At 70.8% G+C, this 23,208-nt stretch carries 22 protein-coding genes; 17 read left to right on the top strand and 5 right to left on the bottom strand.

The annotated features are described in order from the left end of the window. A partial coding sequence (locus NQU54_RS07105; RefSeq protein WP_257630294.1) for a TetR family transcriptional regulator occupies positions 1 to 204 on the bottom strand: 204 nt, incomplete at its 3' end. Between the two features lie 79 nt (positions 205 to 283). Between NQU54_RS07105 and NQU54_RS07100 the strand changes: the two genes are divergently transcribed. Both NQU54_RS07100 and NQU54_RS07095 read left to right on the top strand, forming a co-directional pair. Beyond that, a complete protein-coding gene (locus NQU54_RS07100; protein ID WP_257630293.1) occupies positions 284 to 1,057 on the top strand; it encodes an SDR family oxidoreductase in 774 nt (257 codons plus the stop codon). Positions 1,058 to 1,093: 36 nt separating this feature from the next. After that, a complete protein-coding gene (locus NQU54_RS07095) occupies positions 1,094 to 1,462 on the top strand; it encodes a VOC family protein (RefSeq protein WP_167500515.1) in 369 nt (122 codons plus the stop codon). Positions 1,463 to 1,484: 22 nt separating this feature from the next. Here NQU54_RS07095 and NQU54_RS07090 read toward each other — a convergent pair whose 3' ends face one another. From NQU54_RS07090 to NQU54_RS07080, 3 genes are all read right to left on the bottom strand, one after another. Then, positions 1,485 to 1,922, bottom strand: a complete 438-nt coding sequence (locus NQU54_RS07090) for an SRPBCC family protein (protein ID WP_257630292.1) — start codon at positions 1,920 to 1,922, stop codon at positions 1,485 to 1,487. Between the two features lie 349 nt (positions 1,923 to 2,271). Continuing rightward, a complete protein-coding gene (locus tag NQU54_RS07085; protein WP_257630291.1) occupies positions 2,272 to 2,724 on the bottom strand; it encodes a DoxX family protein in 453 nt (150 codons plus the stop codon). 129 nt (positions 2,725 to 2,853) lie between these two features. Then, positions 2,854 to 3,369, bottom strand: coding sequence for an EF-hand domain-containing protein (locus NQU54_RS07080; protein WP_257630290.1), 516 nt, complete (start codon positions 3,367 to 3,369; stop codon positions 2,854 to 2,856). Positions 3,370 to 3,647: 278 nt separating this feature from the next. Here NQU54_RS07080 and NQU54_RS07075 point away from each other — a divergent pair, with 278 nt between their 5' ends. The 6 genes from NQU54_RS07075 to NQU54_RS07050 all read left to right on the top strand — a co-directional run bounded on the left by NQU54_RS07075 (position 3,648) and on the right by NQU54_RS07050 (position 11,695). Beyond that, positions 3,648 to 4,754 carry a LacI family DNA-binding transcriptional regulator gene (locus NQU54_RS07075; protein ID WP_257630289.1) on the top strand — a complete coding sequence of 369 codons (1,107 nt, stop codon included), beginning with the start codon at positions 3,648 to 3,650 and terminating at the stop codon, positions 4,752 to 4,754. A gap of 202 nt (positions 4,755 to 4,956) precedes the next feature. Further along, positions 4,957 to 6,555 carry an FAD-dependent oxidoreductase gene (locus NQU54_RS07070; RefSeq protein ID WP_257630288.1) on the top strand — a complete coding sequence of 533 codons (1,599 nt, stop codon included), beginning with the start codon at positions 4,957 to 4,959 and terminating at the stop codon, positions 6,553 to 6,555. A gap of 119 nt (positions 6,556 to 6,674) precedes the next feature. Next, positions 6,675 to 8,807: a hydantoinase/oxoprolinase family protein gene (locus NQU54_RS07065; protein WP_257630287.1), complete on the top strand. Its 2,133-nt coding sequence runs from the start codon at positions 6,675 to 6,677 to the stop codon at positions 8,805 to 8,807. Next, positions 8,804 to 9,370 carry a hypothetical protein gene (locus NQU54_RS07060; RefSeq protein ID WP_257630286.1) on the top strand — a complete coding sequence of 189 codons (567 nt, stop codon included), beginning with the start codon at positions 8,804 to 8,806 and terminating at the stop codon, positions 9,368 to 9,370. The genes NQU54_RS07065 and NQU54_RS07060 overlap by 4 nt, the downstream gene beginning before the upstream one ends. A gap of 3 nt (positions 9,371 to 9,373) precedes the next feature. After that, positions 9,374 to 10,660: a TRAP transporter large permease gene (locus NQU54_RS07055; RefSeq protein WP_257630285.1), complete on the top strand. Its 1,287-nt coding sequence runs from the start codon at positions 9,374 to 9,376 to the stop codon at positions 10,658 to 10,660. A 30-nt stretch (positions 10,661 to 10,690) separates the two neighbouring features. Further along, entirely contained in the window at positions 10,691 to 11,695 is a 1,005-nt protein-coding gene (locus NQU54_RS07050; RefSeq protein WP_069861656.1) for a glycoside hydrolase family protein, read from the top strand. A 41-nt stretch (positions 11,696 to 11,736) separates the two neighbouring features. Here the strand turns inward: NQU54_RS07050 and NQU54_RS07045 are convergent, their stop codons facing one another. Then, entirely contained in the window at positions 11,737 to 12,624 is an 888-nt protein-coding gene (locus NQU54_RS07045; protein WP_257630284.1) for an alpha/beta hydrolase, read from the bottom strand. 239 nt (positions 12,625 to 12,863) lie between these two features. On the opposite strand from NQU54_RS07045, the gene NQU54_RS07040 reads away from it, so the two are divergent. From NQU54_RS07040 to NQU54_RS07000, 9 genes are all read left to right on the top strand, one after another. After that, entirely contained in the window at positions 12,864 to 14,159 is a 1,296-nt protein-coding gene (locus NQU54_RS07040) for an HAD family hydrolase (RefSeq protein WP_257630283.1), read from the top strand. Between the two features lie 149 nt (positions 14,160 to 14,308). Next, positions 14,309 to 14,986 (top strand): Crp/Fnr family transcriptional regulator, encoded by a 678-nt coding sequence (locus NQU54_RS07035; protein WP_257630282.1) that lies wholly within the window; start codon positions 14,309 to 14,311, stop codon positions 14,984 to 14,986. Between the two features lie 172 nt (positions 14,987 to 15,158). After that, positions 15,159 to 16,118 (top strand): hypothetical protein, encoded by a 960-nt coding sequence (locus NQU54_RS07030; protein ID WP_257630281.1) that lies wholly within the window; start codon positions 15,159 to 15,161, stop codon positions 16,116 to 16,118. Further along, positions 16,115 to 18,391, top strand: coding sequence for a hypothetical protein (locus tag NQU54_RS07025; RefSeq protein ID WP_257630280.1), 2,277 nt, complete (start codon positions 16,115 to 16,117; stop codon positions 18,389 to 18,391). Before NQU54_RS07030 ends, NQU54_RS07025 begins: the two co-directional genes overlap by 4 nt. Further along, positions 18,388 to 19,305 (top strand): hypothetical protein, encoded by a 918-nt coding sequence (locus NQU54_RS07020; RefSeq protein WP_257630279.1) that lies wholly within the window; start codon positions 18,388 to 18,390, stop codon positions 19,303 to 19,305. Before NQU54_RS07025 ends, NQU54_RS07020 begins: the two co-directional genes overlap by 4 nt. A gap of 322 nt (positions 19,306 to 19,627) precedes the next feature. After that, a complete protein-coding gene (locus NQU54_RS07015) occupies positions 19,628 to 20,911 on the top strand; it encodes a flavin-containing monooxygenase (RefSeq protein WP_257630278.1) in 1,284 nt (427 codons plus the stop codon). 10 nt (positions 20,912 to 20,921) lie between these two features. Continuing rightward, positions 20,922 to 21,392 carry a RidA family protein gene (locus NQU54_RS07010; protein ID WP_187286905.1) on the top strand — a complete coding sequence of 157 codons (471 nt, stop codon included), beginning with the start codon at positions 20,922 to 20,924 and terminating at the stop codon, positions 21,390 to 21,392. After that, positions 21,389 to 22,063, top strand: a complete 675-nt coding sequence (locus tag NQU54_RS07005) for a DUF1028 domain-containing protein (protein ID WP_093703099.1) — start codon at positions 21,389 to 21,391, stop codon at positions 22,061 to 22,063. The genes NQU54_RS07010 and NQU54_RS07005 overlap by 4 nt, the downstream gene beginning before the upstream one ends. Then, complete coding sequence (locus tag NQU54_RS07000) at positions 22,063 to 23,190, top strand: M20 family metallopeptidase (RefSeq protein WP_257630277.1); 1,128 nt, start codon at positions 22,063 to 22,065, stop codon at positions 23,188 to 23,190. Before NQU54_RS07005 ends, NQU54_RS07000 begins: the two co-directional genes overlap by 1 nt. Positions 23,191 to 23,208: the final 18 nt, after the last annotated feature.

Raw genomic sequence — 23,208 nt, 5'->3', positions numbered from 1 at the left:
GCCCTCCGGGCGGTAGCCCCCCCCGACGAGGGCTTCGGGGGTCTCGAAGGGGGGGTAGAGCGCCCCGACCGCCACTCCGGCCCGCCGGGCGATCTCTTCCACATGGGCGTCGGCCTCGCCGGTGAGGAACGCCTCCCGTGCCGCGGCCAGGAGCGCTTCGCGGTTGCGCCGCGCATCAGCGCGCAGCGGACGTGACGACGGCAACAGTCCTCCATAAGGTGAATCGGACTCCGCTTGTGTATGGTTTCCGGAGTCAGGTTCATCTTACTGGAGGAGCACTTCCATGACGGTTCCGGAAGAGGGGCTCAGCGGCCTTCGGGTGCTGGTCACCGGTGGCAGCCGCGGTCTGGGCGAGGCGACCGTCCGTCGATTCGCCGCCGCGGGCGCGACGGTGCTGACCGCCTCGCGCGGCACGCCTCCGGAGGATCTGCCCGCCACTTTCATCCCCGCGGACCTCGCGACGGACCAAGGAGTGGCGGAGCTCGGCAGACGGGTCCTCGACAGCGTGGGCGGGGTGGATGTCCTGGTCGACAACGCGGGCGCGGCGAGCGCCCCGGTGTCGACCCTCGAGCGGTCCGACGACTCATGGCGTGCGGACCTGGAGATGAACCTGCTCAGTGCCGTCCGGCTGGACCGGATTCTGGTGCCGGGGATGGTCGAGCGGGGTTCCGGCGTGGTCGTGCACGTCTCGTCGATCGCCAGCCGCCTGCCGCAGCGCACCGAAGTGTCCTACGCGGCGGCGAAGGCGGCACTCAACGTGTACAGCCGTGAGCTGGCGACCGAGGTGGGCGAGCACGGGGTGCGGGTGGTGTGCGTCCTGCCGGGCTTCGTGGCCACCGAGGGCGCGGTCGAGCACCTCCGGCACCTCGCCGATCGGCAGGGCGTCGGCATGGACGAGGTCACACGGCAGATCGTGGATCACCTGAAGGTGCCGATGGGGCGGCCCGGCGATCCCGAGGACGTGGCGGAGATGATCGCCTTCCTCGCGTCCGGCCGTGCGAAGTGGCTCACGGGAGCCGAGTTCCGGGTCGACGGCGGCATCATCCCGGTGGTCTGACATCAAGCCCGAGCGGGGGAGTACGGAGAAACGAGCATGAACATCGACCTCGGCGCAGTGATCATCGACGCTGCCGAGCCGGATCCCGAGAGCGCGTTCTGGCACCGGCTGCTGGGCGGCTCGATCGCGAAGACCGCGACCCACCACTTCCTCCGGATCGACGGGTTCCCGGTCCTCGTGATCCAGCGGGCCGAGGGGCATGTCCCCCCGAAGTGGCCGGACGGCGACTCGCAGCAGATGCACATCGATCTGACGACGGACGACCTGGCGGCGGCGGACAGACTGGCGCTCGACGCGGGCGCACGTCGGCTGAACCCCACGGACGACGTAGACCCCGCGGCGCGGAACGGCGGCCGGGTCTACGCCAGCCCCGCCGGACACCCCTTCTGCCTCCGCTCGGCCTGAGCCGCATCGGCCTGTTCGCGCGTCAGTGCCTACTGTCCTGCGCGTGCTTGGCGAGGCCATCGGCCATGCCTTGCATGAAGCGGGTCAGGTACCAACGCCAAAAGGGGCCGGACAGCGGCAACTTGGGGGCGAAGTGTGCGGACCAGACGATGTCGGTGCCGCCGCCACATGACCGTGTCAGTTCGACGGCGCCTTGGTAAGACCGGAACGGCCCGTTCACATTCTCGTACGCGAACCGCTTGTCGGTGATCAGCTCGACGATTCGCTCATGCGAGACGGCCCTGCCGGTACGGAAGATTCTGATGTCCCCGGCCTGCTGCGGATCGCCCGGATCGCCGACTTCGACCTCCGCGGCGTCGATCCGCGACCACAGGGGCCACGACCCCGGCCGGAGCAGGATCGAGAAGACGGCGTCGGGGTCGGCGTGTGAATGCGCCGTCACGGTGTAGGTGTATGCCACCGCTTGAACGTAGGGCCGCGTTGACGTGCGAGGACATGCGTCGGATTGCGACATGGCGATCAGTTCTTGCGGTGGCCCGGTGGCCCGGTGGCCCGGTGGCCCGGTGGACGGGTGGGCCGGTGGCCCGGTGGGCCGGGCGTGGTCGAGGTTGCGGTGCGCTACACTCGATCTTGTCGTGCTCGCCCGAACTTCGGGCAGCCGGTCACGCGTTGGTGGTCCAAGGCAAGACGCCCCGCTTCCTGCGGGGAGATGCAGGTGCAAGCCCTGCCCAGCGCTCAGAGGGCGAGCCCACTCCGCATGCGGAGTGGGCTCGCGCCATTTCGCGGCACGGTTCAGGGCCGCCGCGGCCCTATCGAGCACGGTGCGAGAGCTGCCCGAGGAGTGTGGCCGTGGCTCGGCGGCGGCCGTAGGCGATCCCGCCGAGGATCACGGCGATGATGAGCGGGGTGTACCAGTAGGTGGTGTCCAGGTAGGTCCATGTGAAGATCTCGGCGCCCACCATGAGCCCGGTCAGGGCCAGGGCGGTGAGACCGGCCAGGCGTGGGATCAGCAGACCGATGCCGCCGGCCACTTCCAGGGCGCCGACCAGGTACATAAACCAGTCGCCGTAGCCGATCTGGTCGAATGACTCGGCGGCGGCCGACATCCCGGCCAGCTTCGGGAGGCCGCTGCCGACGGCGAAGAGCAGGGCGAGGGCGATCTGGCCGGTCCACAGCGCGATATCGGCCCGACGGGAGACGGCCGGCGACGGGGCGGGGCCGGTGGCGGTGTGGGCGGTGGTGTTGGCGGAGTCAGCGGTCATGACGGTTCCTCGTGGCTCGGTGGGCAGTGCGACGGCGAGCGCGGTCATCTGTATGACCGCGGCCGCGGGCAAAGCTCATCGGTCCTCGCCGTGGCCACTTGGCCGACTCCCGTTTCGGGCCGCCGTGCCCTAGACCAGGAGGTCGCCCGGGATGCCCGCCTTGTCCGGGGCGTAGTAGTCCTTGATCCCGGCCACCCAGGTCGCCACCTGGATCCGGTCGTCCGAGGGGTCGAAGGCTTCGAAGAGGGCGTCGATGTTCGCGGGTTGGAAGCCGATCGCCCGCATCAGCGCGACGAACCTGGGGCGTTCGATGAGCCCGTCGCCGTCCGGGTCGCCGAGCGCGGCGAGCGCCTCGGCGAACACGCCGATCGTGGTGTCGAAGCGCTCGGGCGAGAGCACACAGGCCACGTACTCCTCGTAGCTCACCTTGCCGTCGTCGTTGGTGTCCAGTTCGGTGACCAGGGTCGTCCAGTACTGGCGGAACGCCGCGCGCATCGCGTCCTTCGCCGCCTCGTCCGAGTCGGGCGCGGCCTCGACCACATTGCCCGCCATGAGGTCGAAGTCATCGGCCTCAAGGATGCCGTTGCCATTGGCGTCGAACAGGGAGAAGACGTGTGCGACTCGCTTGGTGGCCTCAGTGCGCATGGTTGCTGTCACCCTTCGTCGGTCCATCGCGGCTGCCTCGCTCACTATTCGGCCGATGGCGCTCCCATGTGATTGGCATCTCTCCTTATTCACCCGAAAGGCGGAAGTGTGCTGAATCCTGTGTGATTCCCGCGCCAGGGGCCGGTGCCGGATGTGGTGCCGCTCGACGGAAAGTTGGCGCACAGGTCTTGACCCGTTCCGTACGGCACCCGCAGAGTGCTCGGTAATGCGCATAGGTAATGCGCATTACCAATGCGACGGCGAGAAGGAATCAGAACGTGGAGCAGTCGAGGAAGCGGGCGAAGCCGGGGCGGAATCCGGGCTCGGGCAGTCGTACGTCACGGCCGCGGCAGGCCGAGGTGGCCCAGCTCGCCGGAGTCTCGCAGGCCACGGTCTCGCTGGTGCTGTCGGCCCGTTCGGACGGCAAGGCGGCGACGATCTCCGAGGAGACCCGGCAGCGCGTCCTCGACGCCGCCCGCAGCCTCGGGTACGCACACGACCCGGCCGCGCGGCGGCTGGCCGCCGCGCGCAACAACCTCCTCGGCGTCTTCAGCTTCACCGCGACGTTCCCGACCGATGTGCAGCACTCGTACTACCCGTTCCTCGTCGGCGTGGAGCAGGAGGCGGCCGCCCGCGGCTATGACCTGGTGCTCTTCACCGGGTCGAGCAGCGGCGGGGCGGGCGCGGCCGGGCCGGACGCGTTGAGCCGGGTGCGCCTGGCCGACGGCTGTCTCTTCCTCGGCCGCCATGCGCCGGGCGCCGAGCTCAAGCGGCTGGTGGCCGACGGTTTCCCGGTGGTCCACCTGGGTCGGCGGGAGGAGTTGGAGGGGCTGGCCTGGGTCGGCGCCGACTACGTCAGCGCCAGCCGCGCCGTCGTGGAGCACCTGGCGGCGCTGGGGCACCGGCGCATCGTCCTGGTGCGCGAGGCCGACGACGCCCCGGCGTCCGCCGACCGCCAGCGCGGCTTTCTGGAAGGGCTGGCGGCCGTCGGTGGCGAGGCGGGCCCGGGGGCGGTGCTGCGCTGTGCCGACCCGGCGGGCGCGGTGACGGCGGAGCGGGTGCGCGCGCTGGTCGCGGACGGGGTGACGGCGTTCGTCGCGGAGGAGACGGACACCGGCGCGGCCTGGCGCGCACTGGACGCCGCCGTCCGGGAGGCGGGGCTCAGCTGCCCCGGGGACGTCTCGCTCGGTCTGCTCGGCAGCCCGCCGCCGGACCTGGCCGCGGCACCCGTGCCCACCGGGTTCGACGTGCCCCGGCATCAGCTCGGCGCGGCAGCCGTCCGGCTCCTCGCCGCCCTCGTGGCCGGTGAGGAGGCCCAAGAGCCGCTGGTGGTCTGCGAGTTCCGTACCGGCGCGACGGCGGGTCCGCCCGGCCGACGGCCATGACGCCCCGGACGAGCGAGCACCACAACTCTCGCATCCGACGACGAACCCCACGCCCGCACGCGATGACGAACACCACGCTCGCGCAGGACAACGAACACCACGCTCGCGCATACGACGACGAACCCCACAGCTCGCACGTGACGACGAACCGCTCGCACACGGCGACGAACCCCACAGCTCGCACACGACCCCAAGGAGCACAGTGATAGCGGAACCGGACATCCTGATCGTCGGTGGCGGCCTCGGCGGAGTCGCCGCCGCGCTCGGCGCCTGCCGGGCGGGCCGACGTGTCGTGATGACCGAGGAGACGGACTGGATCGGTGGTCAGCTCACCGCGCAGGCGGTGCCGCCGGACGAGCACCCCTGGGTTGAGCAGTTCGGCACGACGGCGTCGTACCGGGCGCTGCGCGAGGGAATCCGGGCCTACTACCGGCTGTGGTACCCGCTGCGCGCCGAGGCGCTGGGGCTCGCCGACCTGAACCCGGGAGCCGGCCGGGTCAGCAAGCTGTGCCACGAGCCGCGGGTGGCGCTCGCCGTGCTGGAGGGCATGATCGCCCCGTACCGGGCCGCGGGCCTGCTGACCGTCCTGACCGAACACCGCCCCGTGTCCGCCGAGACGGACGGCGATGTGATCCGCGCGGTGACCGTGCGCGACCTGCGCGGCGGTGGGCTGACCACGTTCACCGCCCGGTACGTCCTCGACGCCACCGAGACCGGTGAGCTGCTCGAACTCGCCGGGGTGGAGCACGCCAACGGGGCCGAGGCGCGGGACGAGTTCGACGAGCCGCATGCCCCGGCCGAGGCGCGGCCGGACAACCAGCAGGGCATCACCGTGTGCTTCGCGCTCTCGCACCACGAGGGCGAGGACCACACCGTGGAGCGGCCCGAGGACTACGACTTCTGGCGTTCCTACCGGCCCGACTTCTGGCCGGGTCCGCTGCTCGGCTTCGAGGCGCCCGACCCGCGCACCCTGGAGCCCGTGCCTCGTACCTTCGTACCCAACCCGGATCTCGACCCGCTGGCGGTCAGCGCCGACCAGAGCGCCGACGCCGGGGACAAGGAGCTGTGGGGGTTCCGCCGGATCCTCGCCCGTGGGCTGCACCGGCCCGGCGCCTTCGGCTCGGACATCACCCTCGTCAACTGGCCGCTGAACGACTACTGGCTCAAGCCGTACATCGGCCAGGAGGCCGAAGCCCTGTGCGAGGCACGCCAGTTGTCGCTGTCGGTGCTGTACTGGCTCCAGACGGAGGCGCCGCGCGTGGATGGCGGCACCGGCTTCCCGGGGCTGCGCATCCGCCCGGATGTCACCGGCACCGCGGACGGTCTGGCCAAGGCGGCCTATGTGCGCGAAGCGCGGCGGATCAAGGCGGTGACCACCGTCGTCGAGCAGGACGTCGCGATCGATGTGGTCGGCCCCTACGGCACGACCCGGTACCGCGATTCGGTCGGGGTGGGCGGTTACCGCATCGACCTGCACCCCTCCACCGGCGGCGACACCTATATCGACATCGGCTCCGTGCCGTTCGAGATCCCGCTCGGCGCGCTGCTGCCGCGCCGGATGCGGAACCTGCTGCCCGCGGGCAAGAACATCGGCACCACCCACATCACCAACGGCTGCTACCGGCTGCACCCCGTCGAGTGGAACATCGGCGAGGTCGCGGGCGCGCTCGCCGCGCACTGCCTGGACGCGGGCGTGGAGCCGCACCAGGTGCAGGCCGAGGACAAGCGGTTCGAGGAGTTCGGCCGCCTCCTGGACCGGGCGGGGGTGCAGCGCCGCTGGCCCGACGTCCGCGGCTACTGACCCCGTCCGACGGCTCTCCCCGCCCCGTTCCCCCAGCCCTGTTCGCCCCCTCTCTTCCCTCTCTTCCGGTCCCCGTCTTCGTCAACCCAAGCACGTCAACACACAAGGAGGTGCCCGCCATGACTCCAGACCGCCGCATCCGCGTCGGCATCGACGTGGGTGGCACGTTCACCGATGCCGTGGCGGTCGACGCCGCCACGCTCACGCTGGTGGGCCAGGTGAAGGTGCCCACCAGCCACCACCACGAGGACGGCGTCGCCCACGGCATCGTCCAGGCGCTGGAACAGCTCCTGGCGAAGGTCGACCGGACGGCGGGCGACGTGGTGTTCCTGGCGCACGGCACGACCCAGGCCACCAACGCCCTGCTGGAGGGCGATGTGGCCACGGTCGGGCTGATCGGGATCGGCAGCGGGCCCGGCGCGGTGATCACACGGCGGCTCGCCGCCTTCGGCAAGCTGGAACTCACCCCCGGCAAGCGGCTTCCGCTGGCGTACGCGCATGTGGCCGACCCGACCGAGGAGGCCGAGGTGCGCGCGGCCGTGGAGCGGGTGCGCGCCGAGGGGGCCGAGGTCCTCGTCGCCACGGAGCCGTTCGGCGTGGACCGGCCCGATGGCGAGCGGGCCGTGCTCGACGTGGCGCGGCCCACGGGGCTGCCGCTGGCCGCCGCCCATGAGATCACCTCGATGTACGGACTGCACAAGCGGACCCGCACGGCGGTGGTGAACGCCGCCATCCTGCCGCGGATGCTGGCGACGGCCGATCTGGTGGACTCGTCCATCGCCAAGGCCGGGGTGACCGCGCCGCTGATGGTGATGCGCTGCGACGGCGGGGTGATGTCGCTGGACGAGATGCGCCGGCGGCCGCTGCTGACGATCCTGTCGGGCCCGGCGGCGGGCGTCGCCGGGGCGCTGATGCAGGAGCGGATCAGCGAGGGGGTGTTCCTGGAGACGGGTGGCACCTCGACCGACATCAGCGTGGTGCGGCGGGGAAAGGTGGCGGTGCGCCACGCCACGATCCTCGGCAAGACCTCCTATCTGAGCGCCCTCGACGTCCGCACGGTCGGGATCGGCGGCGGCTCCATGGTGCGGGTCTCCGACGGGCGGGTGGTCGGCGTCGGTCCGCGCAGCGCGCATATCGCGGGCCTGCCCTACGCCTGCTTCGCCACGCTCGACGAGTTGCGGGACGCCCGGGTGGCCACGGTCCGGCCGATGGCCGGTGACCCGGACGACTACCTGGTCCTCGACGCGGCGGGCGGCCGGTTCGCGGTGACGATGACCTGCGCGGCGAACGCGCTCGGGCGGGTCGGCGAGGAGGACTTCGCGCGCAGCGACCAGGAGGTCGCGCGGGCCGCTCTCGCCCCGCTGGCCGCCACGCTCGGCACGGATGTGGCCGGTGCGGCGCGGGCGGTGCTCGACGCCGGAACGGAGCAGGTCAGGGCGGTGGTGGACGCCATGATCCGCGACTACCGGCTGGACCGGGACACGGCACTCCTGGTGGGCGGTGGCGGTGGCGCGGCCGCGGTGACCCCGCATCTGGCCGCCTCCGCCGGGCTCGAGGGGCGCATCGCCCGGCACAGCGAGGTGATCAGTCCCGTAGGGGTGGCGCTGGCGCTGGTGCGCGAGCAGGTCGAGCGCATCGTGCCCGGCGCCACCCAGGAGCAGATCCTCGCGGTACGGGCCGAGGCCGAGCGGGCCGTCGTCGCGCAGGGGGCCGCCGCCGACGGTGTCGAGGTGGAGGTGACCGTCGATCCGCAGACCAACACCGTACGGGCGGTCGCGACGGGCGCCACCGAACTGCGCACCCAGGACCGGGCACACCGCGCCGACGCCGATGAGCGGCTGCGCGCCGCCGCCACCAGCCTCAAAACACCCGAGACACGTGTGCGGACACTGGCCGGCACGGACGCCTACACGGTGTACGGCACCGAGGTGCGGCGCCGGTTGCGGGCGGCCCGCCACCCGGTGCGGGTGGTCGACGCGGACGGTGTGGTGCGGCTCGGCGCGGCGGACGCGCGGGTGGCGACCATGACGGTGGAGAGCTCGGGCGAGGCGCTCGCCGCGCTGGTCCGCGACGCCACCTCCTATGGTGACGGCGGCGTACGGGCCCCGGCCGTGCGGCTCCTGGTGGGCGGCCGGATCGCGGACCTCTCCGGTGTTCTGGAGCCCGCGGCGCTGCTGGCTCTGGCCCGCACCGAGCTGCGTCCGCGCGGCGCCGGGGAGCCGGTCGTCGCCGTCGTGGAGTCACGGACATGAGCGTCGCGGACATGATCTGTGACCCGGACGTGGACCTCGCGGTCCGCCTGCTCGGGGGGACACCCACGCACGAGGGCCGCGATCCCGCGCTGCTGCGCCAATGGGCCCTGGCGGCAACGGAGTTCGGCCGCCGGATGACTCCGCGGGCCGAGGCCGTACGGATCGTGGAGCGGGACGGCGGGCTGGACGCCGGACTGCTGGCCAGGTACCGGTCCCGGCCGCCGGTGGTCGAGGTGTACATCGACACCGTCGAGCGGGCCGAGCGGCTGGTCGCCGAGCGCGGCTGGCGCCATTGGTTCCCGGAAGGGTCGGTGCGCGCCGCCGCCCTCGCCCATGAGCGGGCACACGTCTGGCTCCACCACGCCGAGGTGCGCGCCGAGTTCAAACGGACGCTGGGCCATACGGCACTGCGGTTCGGGCGCCGCCGACTGTACGCGTATGTCGCGGGCGCGGACGAGGTCGCCGCGCACGCCTACGCCCATGCCGCGTGCGGCCTGGGCCGCAGCCCTCTGCTGCTCACGGAGGCGCTGGCCGCCGTCGTGTCCTGCGAAAGCGAGAACTGATCGATGGGTGTCGTCATTCTGCTCGTCATGGCGGCGGGGGTCGCCGCCATGCTCAGCCGCAAGCTGCCCACGGCGTTCGCCCTGGTGCTGCTCGCCGTGGTGATCGCGTTCCTGGCGGGTGCGCCGCTCTCCGGCAAGGGCAGCGTGCTCGACACGGTGCTCCAGGAGGGGGCGCCCGCGCTCGCCGCCACGATGATCGCGATCCTGCTGGGGTCGTGGCTCGGCAAGCTCCTGGAGGAGACCGGTATCGCGGGCACTCTGGTCCGTAAGATCGTCGAATTCGGCGGCGACCGGCCGGTGTTCGTGGCGCTCGGTGTGCTCGCCGTATCCGCGCTGGTCGGCACCGTGACCGGATCGGCGCCCGCGGCGATGCTCGCCGGTCTGATCGGTATCCCCGCGATGATCGCGGTCGGCATCCCCAAGGTGACCGCGGCGGGCACGATCCTCATGGGGATCGCCGTGGGCGTGCCGTTCGAACTGCCGGTATGGCAGTTCTTCTCCACCGCCCTGGACCTGCCCATCGACACGGTGCGCGGCTTCATGGTGAAGCTGTTCCCGTTCGCCCTGGTGGCGGCCGTCGCCTACGTCCTGGTGGAGTCGCGGCGCCGCGGCGTGGAGCACACCTGGTCCCTGAAGTCGGTGCGGGAGCGGCCTTCGCGCGACGACCGCCGCCGGCTGCCCGGCGACGCCCCGTGGTACGCGCTGCTGACCCCGGCGGTGCCGCTCGCGCTCGCCCTGGGCCTGGACGTGGCCATCATCCCGGCGCTGCTGGGCGGAGTGGCGTACGCGCTGGTGACGACGACCCGGCCGCGGGAGATGAACCGCCGTCTGCTGCGGACCCTGTACGGCGGATTCGAGGTGGCCGCGCCGCCGATCACCCTGTTCGTGGCGATCGGCATCCTGCTCGCCGCGGTCAAGCTGCCCGGCGCGATCGACGCGCTGGAGCCGCTGGTCAAGGCGGTCAGCCCGCAGAACGCCGTGCTGTTCGTCCTCGTCTTCACCCTGCTGGTGCCGCTGTGCCTGTTCCGGGGCCCGCTGAACGTCTTCGGCCTCGGCGCGGGGATAGCGGGCGTCCTCATCGCCACCGGCATCTACCCGGCCGTCGCCGTCCTCGGCATGACCGCCTCGTACAACCAGGTCTTCGGGGTGGCCGACCCGACCAGTACCCAGACGGTGTGGAGCGCCCAGTACGCGGGCGTCTCCCCGCACCAGGTGATGGTGCGCACCCTGCCCTACGTATGGGCCGTGGCCTTCGGCGGCCTGTGCGTCACCGCCTCCACCCACCTCTGACCGCAACCGCAACGACTTCAGGAGCCGATCATGCATGAGCCGCAGTCCGGCCCGGACCGCCGTATGTTCCTGCGCGCCACCGCCCTCTCCGGCGCGGCGCTCACCTTCGGCGGGCTGGCGACGTCGTCCGCGTCGGCCGCGCCGGGCGGATTTCCCGACTACGCCTACGTCCGCACACTGCTCACCCCGTCGAAGCTGAAGTACAACCCGACGGGCGAGATCATCTTCCCCACGATCCGCGGGGTGTACGACAAGCTCTCCTCGCCGCTGGGCCGCTACTACCTGTACTACGCGCCGCATGACGCGCCGGGCGGCATCTGCCTGGCCTACGGGAACTCCCTGGAGGGCCCGTTCACCGAGTACCCGTCGAACCCGATCGTCGCCAACAAGTGGGACCCGCACTACTCGGTCAGCCATGTCTCCTCGCCGCATGTGCTGTGGAAGGCGGACGTCAAGGAGTTCTGGCTGTACTTCCACGGCGAGAACACCACGACCCGGCTCGCCCGCTCGAAGGACGGCATCCACTTCACCTACGACAAGGTGGTCCTGAGCACGTCCATGATGCCCGCGGGCACCACCGAGACGTCCTACGCCCGGGTGTTCCAGTACGACCTGCCCGCCCGCGGCGCCCACTATGTGATGCTGTTCATGATCAACAACACCACCGACCACCGGGACATCGGCTGGGGCTGGTCCGCGGACGGCCGCAACTGGACCTTCGCCCAGACACCCCTGGTGCGCCACTCGGACGTCGGCGCGGTCAACGTCGGGGGCCCGCATCTGCTGACGCGCAACGGCTCCGCGTTCGTCGTCTACAACAAGGACAAGTCGAGCGGCGGTGACCTCATGATCACCGAGGTGGGCAAGGACTTCTCGCTCCGCAAGCACCTCGGTGTCTTCTACGACTCCCACTCCTCGGCACCCGAGAACGGCCGGGCCGCGGCCCCCTCCTTCGGCACGGACAAGGGTGTGCCGTACATGATCTACGAGGCCGGTGAACGCCTCGCCGGTTCCATCGCGATGGCCCGGGGCTGACACCCGGGGGAGCGGGCCCGGTGACCACCGGGCCCGCACTCTCACGTCACGGCGTTGATGGCCGATTCGATGACCTTGGCGACCGGCTCCGGGTCGGAGATGAGGGTGAGATGGGAGCCGCCGCGGAAGGTGGTGACCTTCGAACCCGCGCGCCGGGCCATCCTCCGCTCCGACTCGGGGGTGATGATCCGATCGCCGCTGCTGATGAAGTACCAGGAGGGAATGGTCTTCCACGCCGCGTACTTGGAACGGGTGTTGAACGCGGCGGTGGACGCGGCGCGTTGCGCGGCCCACAGGTCCGTGGCCTGCTGCACCGGCACGCTGCCGGCGAACTTCTTCAGGAAGACATTCTTCTTGAGGTAGAGATTGCGGGCTCCGCTCGGGGCGTTCGCGTAGGGCACCGCGTCGTACAGCGTGCCGGGCGGCGCGCTCAGGGCGGACGCGGAACCGCTCAGCGCCCCGGTGGTCTCCCCGACGGCGGGGGCGGCGGCGTCCACGTAGACGAGTGCCTTGACGTTGTTGCTCCGGGCGGCCGCATTGGTGATCACTGAGCCGCCGTAGGAGTGGCCCACCAGGACGACGGGCCCGGGGACGCTCCGCAGGAAGTCGGCCACCGTACGCGAGTCGGTGGTCAGGCTCTCCAGCGGGTTGGCGATGGCGCGGACGGCGTACCCCTTGCGCCGGAGAATCTCGATCTCGCCGTTCCAGCTCGATGTATCGGCCCAGGCGCCATGCACCATGACCACGGTGGGCCTGGCGCTCTTCGCCGCCGAGGGCCCGGTGAGCCGTGCGCTGGGTGTTCCGGCCATGGAGCGGGCGTCCGGGGGCCCGGTTCCGCAACTGGTCATCAGGGCGGCGCTCGCGACAGCGGCTGCCGATGCGCACAGACGGATCCGTATCAGGCGTCGTCGTGATCTGAACACGCGCATGAGCGGAAGCTCTCCTTAGGTCACATCGGCCCCTGCCGCGACATTAAGAGGTCGAGGGTGCGGAGCGCTCCTCGCAAGGGGCTCAATGGGTGATGCGCCGGACCCGTCCGCTCCGCTTGGGCGCCGAGCGACCGGACGGTGTACCCGGGTGATCATTGCGCGTACGGTGCAAGGCGTTCCGCTGTCCGTCAGATGAACGTGTCGTTCTCACCGTCCTCGTTACGAAGGAGAGCCACCGCATGCGCACTGCTCCCCTGGGTGCCGCCCTCGGGCTGGCATCGGTCGCCGCACTGATGTCCTTGATTCCGGCGAGCACCACCTACGCGGCGGAGACCACCGCGGAACGGGCGTACTGCCCGCGCCTCTCATCCTCGCTCGCGTGGTACGGCGACAACAGGGAGCGGCTTCAGCGGGTGATCGACGAGCGGGGAACCTGCGGCAACCCACAGGCGCGCCATGGCGAGCGGCCGGTCGCCGCCTTCGACTGGGACAACACCGTCTCCAAGAACGACATCACCGACCTCGCCATCGCCTGGGCCCTCGAACACGACAAGATCCTGCGACCGGCACACTGGTCCGACACCAGCCCCTGGCTGACCGAGGAAGCCGACCGGACCCTGACCGAGGCGTGCGGCACCGATGTGCCCGTCGGCGCGCCACTGCCGACGTCCACCGACACCGCCTGCACGGACGAGATCTTCTCCATCCGCAGCGAGGCCACCCTGATGAACGGCCACAAGGCATTCGCGGGGGAGTGGAACAGCCGCCGGACCCTTCCCCAATACGCCTGGGTGCCCCAGCTGTTCGCGGGTCACACCGAGGCCGAGGTCACCTCCTACGCACGGAAGTCCCGGGCCGAGGCGCTGGCCGCGCCCGTCGGCGCCACCCAGCGGGTCGGCAGCCACACCCTGCACGCCTACGCCCGCTACAACCCGCAGATCAAGGATCTGATCCGGGTCCTGAAGAAGGCGGGCTTCGAGGTGTGGGTGGACTCCGCCGGCAGCACCCCGGTCACCAACGCCTGGGCGGGCGGCGTCGGCGTCGACCGCGAGCACGTCCTCGCCATCCGCAACCTGCTCGACCGCCACGGGCGGATCACCTACACCCAGGAGGGGTGCGGCGGCGAACCCGCCAGTAAGGGCACGGTCATGCCCTATATCGAGGGCAAGCGCTGCTGGCTCAACGAGAAGGCGTTCGGCGTCACCGGCCCCGACGCCTGGAAGCGGCAGGCTCCCCAGAACCGCCCGGTGATCGCCGGGGGCGACGCCGACACCGATGTGACGATGGTCGGCGACGCCACCGGAGCGGGCCTGGTCCTCAACCGGAACAAGAACGAGATCATGTGCCGGGCCTACGACAACGCGGACGGCACCTGGCTGATCAACCCCATGTTCATCGAGCCACTGCCCCGCAAGGAAGCCGCCTACCCCTGCTCCACCACCGGCTACACCAACCCCGACGGCACGCCGGGCCCGGTGCGGCGGCAGGACCGCAGCGTCATCCCGGACCAGGAGGACTCGGTCCACGGGGGCTGAGCGCAAGGGTAAGCGGACCGGGCGCGGCGCCGGCCGTCGCGCCCGGTCTCTGTCAGCCGATACACCGTCGGCCGGAACGGGAGCAGTAGGCCAAGGCGCACGGATGGACCGGCTGTGTAGCGCAGGCTCACGCAGGACAAGGTCGTTGCATGAGCGATTTCCCATACAGCTCCGTGGGGGCATCCGAGACACCGGGCGAGACATTGCGTGATCTCGCCGGAGAAGCAGTCTGGGACGATCTGGTCCGACAGTCCTACGAGCGCTGGCATCCACCCGGTGTGTTGCTGTTGCAACAGGGCGAGCCCGGAACCCTGGTACTGGCCGTTCTCCGAGGTGTGGCCAAGGTGGTGCGGACTTCACGGAGCGGGGCGCCCACGTTGCTGGCATTCCGTGGTCCGGGCGAGCTGCTGGGCGAGGTAGCCGTACGGGGCGGCGGCGTGCGACTGGCGAGCGTCGAGACGCTGACCCGCTGCAAGGTCGCAGTCATGATGGCCCCGGAGTTCACCCGGTTCGTCGACGCGCACGAGCTGTCGCCCGTCCTTGAGCGCTACGCGCTGGCGCGGCTGCGCGAGTCGACACAAGCCCGCGGGGGCGGGGACGTACTGCACCGGCTGGCGGTGACCCTCGTGAAGTTCGCCGACATCTCGCGCGCCCGGGAACTGGCCGTCACACATGACGAATTGGCACAGCACTTGCGGGTCTCCCGAAACACCATCACCCGACTTCTGCGTGAACTGGAGTCCTGTCAGGTGTGGGCGCGACGCAAGCGCATCGTGATCGACGATCTGCCGGCATTGCGTCGAGTCGCGAACTCCGACGGCGGATGAACCCGGCAGCCTCCGTGGTGTCTGTGGCGCCTGTCACCCGTTATCCGCACTGAGAGAGCGGAAGGCGAGACGTCGATTCGCGAGCCTCGAGGGACACGGCGGTTCGATCCGTTTCCCGCGGACGTTCCAGACCGCCCACGTCCCATTCGTCGATTCCGTGAAGGAGCACCAGATGTCCGAGCACTTCCAACCCCATTTGCCGCTGCCCCAGGCGACCGCCGCGCCCTACACCCGCAGTCGGCCGCTGCCGCCCTACCGAGGGATCGTGGCCGTCGACGCGAAGGACTTCACCGGCTATCCGGCCATCGAGCACGACCTCATCAGCCGGGCCATTCCCCAGCTCCTCGCCAGATCGTTCGAGCGTGCGGGAATCGCGGACGTCTGGAACGACAGGCGGTTCCCCGACTCCACCGGCGACGGCTTTGTGTTCGGCTTCGACCCGACGGCGATGCCCTTCGTCATTCACCCCTGGCTGAGCACACTCCAGGAGGTGCTCACCGAGTTCAACGTGCACTCCATGGGGGCTGTACGCATCCGGCTTCGCGTCAGCCTGCACATCGGGCCGGTGACCGACTCGGGGGAGCGGGAGGACGGGAAGGGGACGCCGCGCAATGACACCCACCGGCTGCTCGACTCCCGCCCTGTCAAGGCGATGCTGGCCGCATCCAGTGAGAACGTCACTCAGGTCGCGGCCATCCTCTCGGACCGCTGCCACCAGGACGCGGTCGAGAGTGGCTACACGGGCCGCCATCTCGATTACTTCACCGAGGTTCCGGCCACGGTGGAAGGCAAGTCGTTCGCCCAGCGCGCCTGGCTGTACGTACCCGCTCCCTCCGGCACGCTGTACGACCGTCGGATCCTGGGGGACCAGGTGATCGAGGACCAGGAGGCCCAGCGGGCGCACGAGGACAGCCCGCGCGACCCTGGCCACGTGGCGGATCCCCGAACCGTCACGAACAGGGCCGACAACGGAAACGTGAACACCGGCACTGTGCACGGGGGCCAGAGCGTCAACAACACGCGCACCAACACACACGTCGCCGGCGACCAATTCGGCGGCAGCAAGGCGGGTACGGTCCACGGCACCCAGGGCGATACCGTCCGCGGCGACAAGAACTCGGGGCACCGATGAGCGAGCGGGACCGGCGCCCCGAACTCCCCGTCGGCACCATGGCTCCGGTCGCCGGGAAACCCGAGGCCCCGGCCGCCGAGGAAGGGGACGACCACACCGCCCGGGAGGAACCGGAGGCCACGGGCCAGGGGGAGTCGGACGGATTCGACGACGAGGACGGTGTCGGTGACGAGGGCTCCATCCCCGGAATCGACGACCTGTTCGGTGGTGCCGGCCGCAACGGCCGGGGACCGTTTATTTACGCCCCCAACGGCAACATCAACACGGGCTCTGTGCACGGCGGCCAGCGTGTGAGCAGCCACAGCCATACGACCGGTGCGGGCACCCACCGGGTGGAGGCGCGCGAAGGCCCCATCTCCGAGGATGAGATCGAGGACGCGGCCTTCGGCTTCGCGGAGCCGGAGTGGTTCCCGGAAGGGCTGAGGAAGCTCGACAGCGGTGTCCTCTTCCTGACCGGAGCACCCGGCTCCGGCCGCCGTACGACCGCTCTCAACCTGCTGCACCGCCACAGCGGCAGCATGGCGCTGCGCGCGGTCGACAGCGACATGGACCTCGCCACCTGGCGGCCCACCCATGCCGACGCCCGCGGGTACCTCGTGGACGGGCTGGTGCCCAAGTACCCTTTGCGCCCGGGCATGGTGGGCAATCTGCGGAGCCTGCTGCACCAGGCCAATGCCCGCATGGTGATCGTGCTGCCGGAAGACCCCGAACTCGTACGGCGTCTGGAGCGGGACCTCCATGTGACCCCCCAGGTCTGCCGACCGGCGCCGCCGCGGGCGGTGTTCGACGCCCGTCTGCGGGCCGCCGTACCGGACCCGGTGCATCGGAACCTGCTGCTCGCGGGGCTGGAACCGGGGCTGCTGGACGACCTGCTGGTACCGGAGCTGGTTCCCGCCGAAGTCGCGGAACTCGTCGCCGCGGTGGTCGACTCGGGCGAGGACGGTACGGACGCCACGGGCCTCCGGAACCGTCTGAGCTTCCTCGCCGAGGGCGAGGTGCCGGACCTGATCAAGGATCTGCGGGACGACTCCGACGGGCTCGCCTTCCTACTGGCGACTTGCGTCTTCGAGGGGCTGGACCACCGCATCATCAGGGAAGAGTCCGAACGGCTCCTCGAAGTGGCAGAGGGTCGTCTGGATTCCGTACTGCCACCGTCCGAGGAGGGCACGGGCGATCAGGGCAAGCGGGAACAGCCTCGGCCCAACCCGCACTTCGTGTTCCGTCGATCCCTGGAAGACCTGCTGCGCTCCGTACGCGCGCAATGCGCGCCCAAGGAGATCCGCGCGACCTCCCAGTACACCTTCGCGGTGGAACCGGTGCGGTTCACCCGGCAGCGGCAGGCCGAGACCGTACTCCGCTACGTATGGCGTGAGTACGGCCGGCTGTCCCAGGTGCTGACTTCGTGGATGGACTCGGTCAGGAACGAGACGGAGCTTACGCAGCCGGTGGGCCGAGTCATGGGCATGGCCGCAGGGTGGGGCGGCGGACGCCGAGCACTGCGCCACATCGGCGCCCTCGCCGGGTCCGAACGTCGCAGCAGTCGGATCATCGCCGCTCATGCGATGGGCGTGGCGGCGAAGGATCCCGTATTGGCCACAGAGGTCAAGCATCGCCTCCGTGAATGGAGTTGGGCACGGAGTCAGCAGCTCCGGTCCACCGTGGCGTACACCTGTGGTACCGACTTCGGGCTCTCCCGGCCGGACCTCGCCATGCGGCTGCTGGGCGGTCTCCATCACGGTCTGGACGACGAGGGGGAGAGCGCCGTGCGCAGGGCGGTGGACTCGGCCCTGGTCGGTCTCTTCAACTCGGGCAGTCAGACGCTGGTCTTCAGGCACCTGGCCGAATGGGCGGGCCAGGAGGGGACCGATGCCGAGCTGGCGCTCCGCAACTTTCCCCGTCTGCTGGCGGACCCCTCCTGGTTCCAGCAACAGCTACTGGGCGCGGGAGAGTGCGCGTGGCAGATCGTCGACCTCGTCCACCGGACACTGGACGACGACGACACCTTCGACACCACAGCCAGGCACCTGATCGGGTGGTGCCGCATGGCCGCCTGGAGCGAACAGCAGAAGGAGGCCGTGGAAACCCTGCTCACTGCCTTGGCACAGGACATGCGACACGGAGTGTTCCGGCTGTTCGTGGTGATCGACCGGCACGAGGACACCGATTTGGTCGGACGGGACATCGCGCGCCGGGCGCTGAACGTCTGGCGCGAGGGCGAGCCGGCGCCGCGACCCCCGTACAGCGACCCGCACTCATCCGGGAGGACATCGTGACAACCGAGGACAGCTGCCCCGTCTACACCCTCGCCCCGCACGCGCCGTGGCGCGAGATCCTTCGCCAGCGTCTGTCCGGGCGGCGCGACCGGGCCCTGGTCCTGCGGGATCGGGAGGGTGCCCACCACGTGCTGGGTACCAAGCGTCCCCGCGGCACGGAGCCCGGCATGGCCGCCGACGGTGCGATGCCCTCCCTACCCCGGCTGCTGGGCTACGAGGAAGCCTTCCGTGTCCGGCTCGGAGAACAGCCCGAAACCCGGAGCGTGGCGCTGCCGACCGCATATGGCACGGAATCGGTGAATGTGCGCGTGTTGTGGTGGGTGCACGATCCGGCGCAGGTAGTGCGCTCCCGGACGGCCTACGGATGGGACGTCGTACGCAAGAACCTCGACCAGTGCCTCCACCAGATGGAAGAGGCTCAGACCACCGGGGGTCGCAGCTTTGGCGCCCCCGAGATGATGCACCACCTGGCTTCGCCCCAGCGTCTGGAGAGTGTGGGGCTCACCTACCGCGTCACGGATGTCCAGGCCCGCGACACCGATGGCGAACTGCGCCTGGGGCAGCCGGGGGACGCCGGCCTGCCGTACTCATGGACGGCGCATCGCCGTGAGGAGTACGACTTCTGCATCCAGGCCCTGCGTAACGGGCCCGTCTCCCTGGCAGCTCTGTGGCTGGTCAGACACCCGGACCAGGTCAGCCAGGTGCTCGACTGGTCGGTGCAGAACCCCGGCCTGGTCCGGGAGGAGACCGACTGGCAGGAGGAGATGGCCGGCCTGCTCGGCAAGCTGACCCCGCAGGAACAGCAGGAGCTCTCCGAACTGCTGCGTGACCGGCTCGTCAACCTGGGACGGCGCGTTCCGGGCCCCCGGAAGGCCGGGGTGAACGGCAGAGTGGACCACCCCTCCGCCGTATGAACACGCGTCCGCCCGGCACCCGGGCGTGCGGAGACCCCAGAGCTTCTTGAGGGTGATTTCCCGGTGTGAGGAGGGGCTGGCTGCGCTCGTCGGTCGCCAACGGGGGCGCGGGCGGGGACGTCGGGTTCGCCTGGCCGTACCTGCCCGCGCTGCGGGCGGTGAGCGCCCCGCTGGCCGAGGCGCTGGTGCAAATCTATAAATCAGATCGCCTACAGCGGAAACATCTGTTGGACAGAACTACGGCCATGTCCAAGGATCCCTCGTGCGGTAGCACAGTCAACGCGACACCGGGATGGACTACCGCCTGAGTGGAGGCTGAAAGTTGAGTGAAGAGACTGACGTAGTCGTCGTCGGGGCGGGCCAGGCGGGTGTGGCCATGAGTGAGCACCTGGGGGCTCATGGCGTGCCGCATATCGTCCTGGAACGGCACCGTATCGCCGAGCGGTGGCGTTCGGAGCGGTGGGACTCCCTGGTGGCGAACGGGCCAGCGTGGCACGACCGGTTCCCGGGGCTGGAGTTCTCCGATGTCGACCCCGATGCCTTCGCCTCGAAGGAGCAGGTCGCGGACTACTTCGTCGCGTACGCCGAGAAGATAGGCGCCCCGATCCGGTGCGGTGTCGAGGTGACCTCGGTGCGCAGGCACGCCGGGCGGCCCGGCTTCCGGGTCGAGACGTCGGAGGGCGCCATCGACGCGCGCTTCGTCGTGGCCGCGACCGGGCCGTTCCAGCGGCCCGTGATCCCGCCCATCGTCCCGGACGGTGCCGTCCCGGTGCAGATCCACTCCAGTGGGTACCGCAACCCGGAGCAGCTCCCCGAGGGCGCGGTGCTCGTGGTCGGGGGCGGGTCCTCGGGGGTGCAGATCGCCGATGAGCTGCGCCGGTCCGGGCGCCGGGTCTTCCTCTCCGTCGGTCCGCACGACCGTCCGGCCCGTGAGTACCGCGGACGGGACTTCTGCTGGTGGCTCGGGGTGCTCGGGCGGTGGGACGCGGAGACGCCGCCCCGAGGCGCCGAGCATGTGACCATCGCGGTCAGCGGCGCTCGCGGCGGCCACACCGTGGACTTCCGTGCCCTGGCCGCCGAGGGGATCGAGCTCGTCGGTCTGACCTCGTCCTACGACGAGGGCGTGCTGCGGTTCGCGCCGGATCTGGCCACCAACATCGCGCTCGGCGACGCCAAGTATCTCGAGCTCCTCCGGGCGGCCGATGAGTATGTCGAGCGCAATGGGCTCGATCTGCCCGAGGAGCCACAGGCCCATGTCCTCGGGCCGGACCCGGAGTGTGTGACCGACCCCCGGCTGGAGCTCGACCTGGCCGGGGCCGGTGTCACCTCGATCGTCTGGGCGACCGGCTTCGCCACCGACTACGGCTGGCTCGAGGTCGACGCGTTCGACGGGAACGGCCGGCCGAACCAGCGACGCGGTGTGTCGTCCGAGCCCGGCGTGTACTTCCTGGGCCTGCCCTGGCAGTCCCGCCGCGGCTCGAGCTTCATCTGGGGCGTCTGGCACGACGCCCGGTACGTCGCCGACCACATCACGACCCAGCGGGCCTACCTCGCGTACGGCACCACCGACCGGCCCGCCGCCGCCCCGGCGGGCCGGAAGAACTGAGGAGCGGACGATGACCTCCATGAACGAGGGCCGCCAGGCGAAGGCCCCGATCGTCGCCGGCGGGCACACCCGGATCCGGCCGTTCAACACCCGCGAGACCTATCCCGAGCAGAACCTCGACAACGACCTCTGCCAGGCCGTGGTCGCGGGCAACACCGTGTACGTCCGGGGCCAGATCGGTCAGGACCTCGACACCAGTGAGTCGGTGGGCGTCGGCGACGCCGAGGCACAGGCGGAGCAGGCCATGGCGAACATCAAGATGCTGCTCGAAGAGGCGGGCAGCCGGATGGAGCACCTGGTCAAGCTCACCATCTATCTGATCGACCCGCGGTATCGCGAGGCGGTGTACCGCACCGTGGGCCGCTGGACCAAGGGGGTCCACCCGATCTCCACCGGTCTGGTGGTGTCGGCGCTGGCCCGTCCGGAGTGGCTGTGCGAGATCGACGCCGTCGCCGTGATCCCCGAGGAGGTGCGGGCATGACGTTCTCCCTGGTGGTCCGCGATGGCGACCGGTTCGGCATCGTGGCCAGCTCATCGAGTCCGGCGGTCGCTGCCCGGGTCGCCCATCTGCGGCCCGGGGTCGGCGCGGCGGCCTCGCAGAACATCACCGACCCCACGCTCGGCACCAGCCTGCTGGCGGGGCTGGCGGACCACGGCGACGCGGAACGCGCCCTGGCCGGTGTCACCGGCGCAGCGCGCAACGCGAAGTCCATCGCGTACCGCCAGCTGACCGTGGTGGGCCGCTCCGGGCCCGGGTTCGCCTTCAGCGGACCGCACACCCTGGGCAGGCACGCCTCGGCCACCGCCGAGGGCGCGGTGGCGGCCGGCAACATGCTGTGTGGCGAGCACATCCCCGGTGTCCTCCTCGACGCGTACGCCGCCGCCACCGGGGAGCTGGAGGAGCGGCTGGTCACCGCCCTGAAGGCCGCTGTCGAGGCCGGCGGCGAGGAGGGGCCGGTGCACTCCGCGGGGCTCGCGGTCGTCGCGGACGTGGACTGGCGGGTGACCGACTTGCGCGTGGACTGGGCCGACGACCCCGTCGACCGGCTCGCCGAACTCCTCGCCGTCTGGCTGCCGCAGCGGGACGACTATGTGCGCCGTGGACTCGACCCTGCCTCCGCCCCCTCCTACGGCGTACCGGGCGATCTGTGATGAGGGCGCTGAAAGACGCCGCCCGGCAGGAGGTCGACCGGCACGCCGAGGAGCTGATCGGCCTGTCCGAGCGGCTGCACGCCGACCCGGAGACCGCCTGGGAGGAGCACCGGGCGGCGGCCGCCGTACCCGAGCTGCTGGACCGCGCCGGATTCGATGTCACCTCGTCCTACCTGGGCCTGGACACCGCCTTCCACGCCCGGTTCGGCGGCGGGCCGGTCCGGATCGCGCTGTGCGCCGAGTACGACGCGCTGCCCGGCCTCGGCCATGCGTGCGGGCACAATCTCATCGCGGCGAGCTCGGTCGGCGCCGCGCTCGGCCTGGCCGCCGTCGCCGACGACGCCGGTCTCACCGTCGAGGTCTACGGCACCCCGGCGGAGGAGGGCGGCGGCGGCAAGATCGAGATGCTCGACCGGGGCGCCTTCGCCGGGGTGGACCTCGCGATGATGGCGCACCCGGCGCCGGTCGACGTCGCCGAGGCGCGCCCCTTCGCGGTCAGCCACTCGAAGATCTCCTACACGGGGAAGTCCGCGCACGCCGCGGCCTACCCCGAGGCCGGGGTCAACGCGGCCGACGCCTTCACCGTGGCCCAGGTCGCGATCGGGCTGCTCCGCCAGCAGCTGCCGGCCTCCGCCCGGGTGCACGGTGTGGTGACCCACGCCGGGGACGCGCCGAACGCCATCCCGGAGCGGGCCGCCGGCCGCTGGTACGTCAGGGCGGAAACCCTCGCCGAACTGGCCGAGCTGGAACCGCGGGTCATACGGGCCTTCGAGGCGGGTGCCCTCGCCACCGGGTGCGAGCTGGAGATCGAGCCGGAGAGCAAACCGTACGCGGAGTTCCGCACCGACGAGACCGCTCTCGACCACTACCGCGCGAACGCCCTCGACCTGGGACGGGAGTTCGCGCCGCCCGGACAGGCCGCCCGGATGAACCGCGCCTCCACCGACATGGGCAACGTCTCGCAGGTCGTGCCCGCCATCCACCCCTACATCGGCATCGGCTCGCTGCCCGCCACCAACCACCAGCACGAGTTCGCCGCGTTCTGCGTGGGCGGGAAGGCCCAGCGGGCCCTGCTCGACGCGGCGACGGCGCTGGCCTGGACCGGTGTGGACCGGAGCTCGGCCTGATGTGCCAGCGCCGGTTAC

Source organism: Streptomyces malaysiensis subsp. samsunensis, from assembly GCF_024519315.1.
GTDB classification, from domain to species: Bacteria; Actinomycetota; Actinomycetes; order Streptomycetales; family Streptomycetaceae; genus Streptomyces; species Streptomyces malaysiensis.
The sequence above is the reverse complement of the archived record's forward strand: the minus strand, read 5'-3'. Positions and strand labels throughout refer to the sequence as shown.

Bases quoted from the DNA above. Each gene is read 5' to 3' on its own strand.
- NQU54_RS07100 (WP_257630293.1), top strand. From the start codon at position 284: ATGACGGTTCCGGAAGAGGGGCTCAGCGGCCTTCGGGTGCTGGTCACC.
- NQU54_RS07095 (WP_167500515.1), top strand. From the start codon at position 1,094: ATGAACATCGACCTCGGCGCAGTGATCATCGACGCTGCCGAGCCGGAT.
- NQU54_RS07085 (WP_257630291.1), bottom strand. From the start codon at position 2,724: ATGACCGCTGACTCCGCCAACACCACCGCCCACACCGCCACCGGCCCC.
- NQU54_RS07080 (WP_257630290.1), bottom strand. From the start codon at position 3,369: ATGCGCACTGAGGCCACCAAGCGAGTCGCACACGTCTTCTCCCTGTTC.
- NQU54_RS07065 (WP_257630287.1), top strand. From the start codon at position 6,675: ATGACTCCAGACCGCCGCATCCGCGTCGGCATCGACGTGGGTGGCACG.
- NQU54_RS07060 (WP_257630286.1), top strand. From the start codon at position 8,804: ATGAGCGTCGCGGACATGATCTGTGACCCGGACGTGGACCTCGCGGTC.
- NQU54_RS07055 (WP_257630285.1), top strand. From the start codon at position 9,374: ATGGGTGTCGTCATTCTGCTCGTCATGGCGGCGGGGGTCGCCGCCATG.
- NQU54_RS07050 (WP_069861656.1), top strand. From the start codon at position 10,691: ATGCATGAGCCGCAGTCCGGCCCGGACCGCCGTATGTTCCTGCGCGCC.
- NQU54_RS07045 (WP_257630284.1), bottom strand. From the start codon at position 12,624: ATGCGCGTGTTCAGATCACGACGACGCCTGATACGGATCCGTCTGTGC.
- NQU54_RS07040 (WP_257630283.1), top strand. From the start codon at position 12,864: ATGCGCACTGCTCCCCTGGGTGCCGCCCTCGGGCTGGCATCGGTCGCC.
- NQU54_RS07035 (WP_257630282.1), top strand. From the start codon at position 14,309: ATGAGCGATTTCCCATACAGCTCCGTGGGGGCATCCGAGACACCGGGC.
- NQU54_RS07030 (WP_257630281.1), top strand. From the start codon at position 15,159: ATGTCCGAGCACTTCCAACCCCATTTGCCGCTGCCCCAGGCGACCGCC.
- NQU54_RS07025 (WP_257630280.1), top strand. From the start codon at position 16,115: ATGAGCGAGCGGGACCGGCGCCCCGAACTCCCCGTCGGCACCATGGCT.
- NQU54_RS07010 (WP_187286905.1), top strand. From the start codon at position 20,922: ATGACCTCCATGAACGAGGGCCGCCAGGCGAAGGCCCCGATCGTCGCC.
- NQU54_RS07005 (WP_093703099.1), top strand. From the start codon at position 21,389: ATGACGTTCTCCCTGGTGGTCCGCGATGGCGACCGGTTCGGCATCGTG.
- NQU54_RS07000 (WP_257630277.1), top strand. From the start codon at position 22,063: ATGAGGGCGCTGAAAGACGCCGCCCGGCAGGAGGTCGACCGGCACGCC.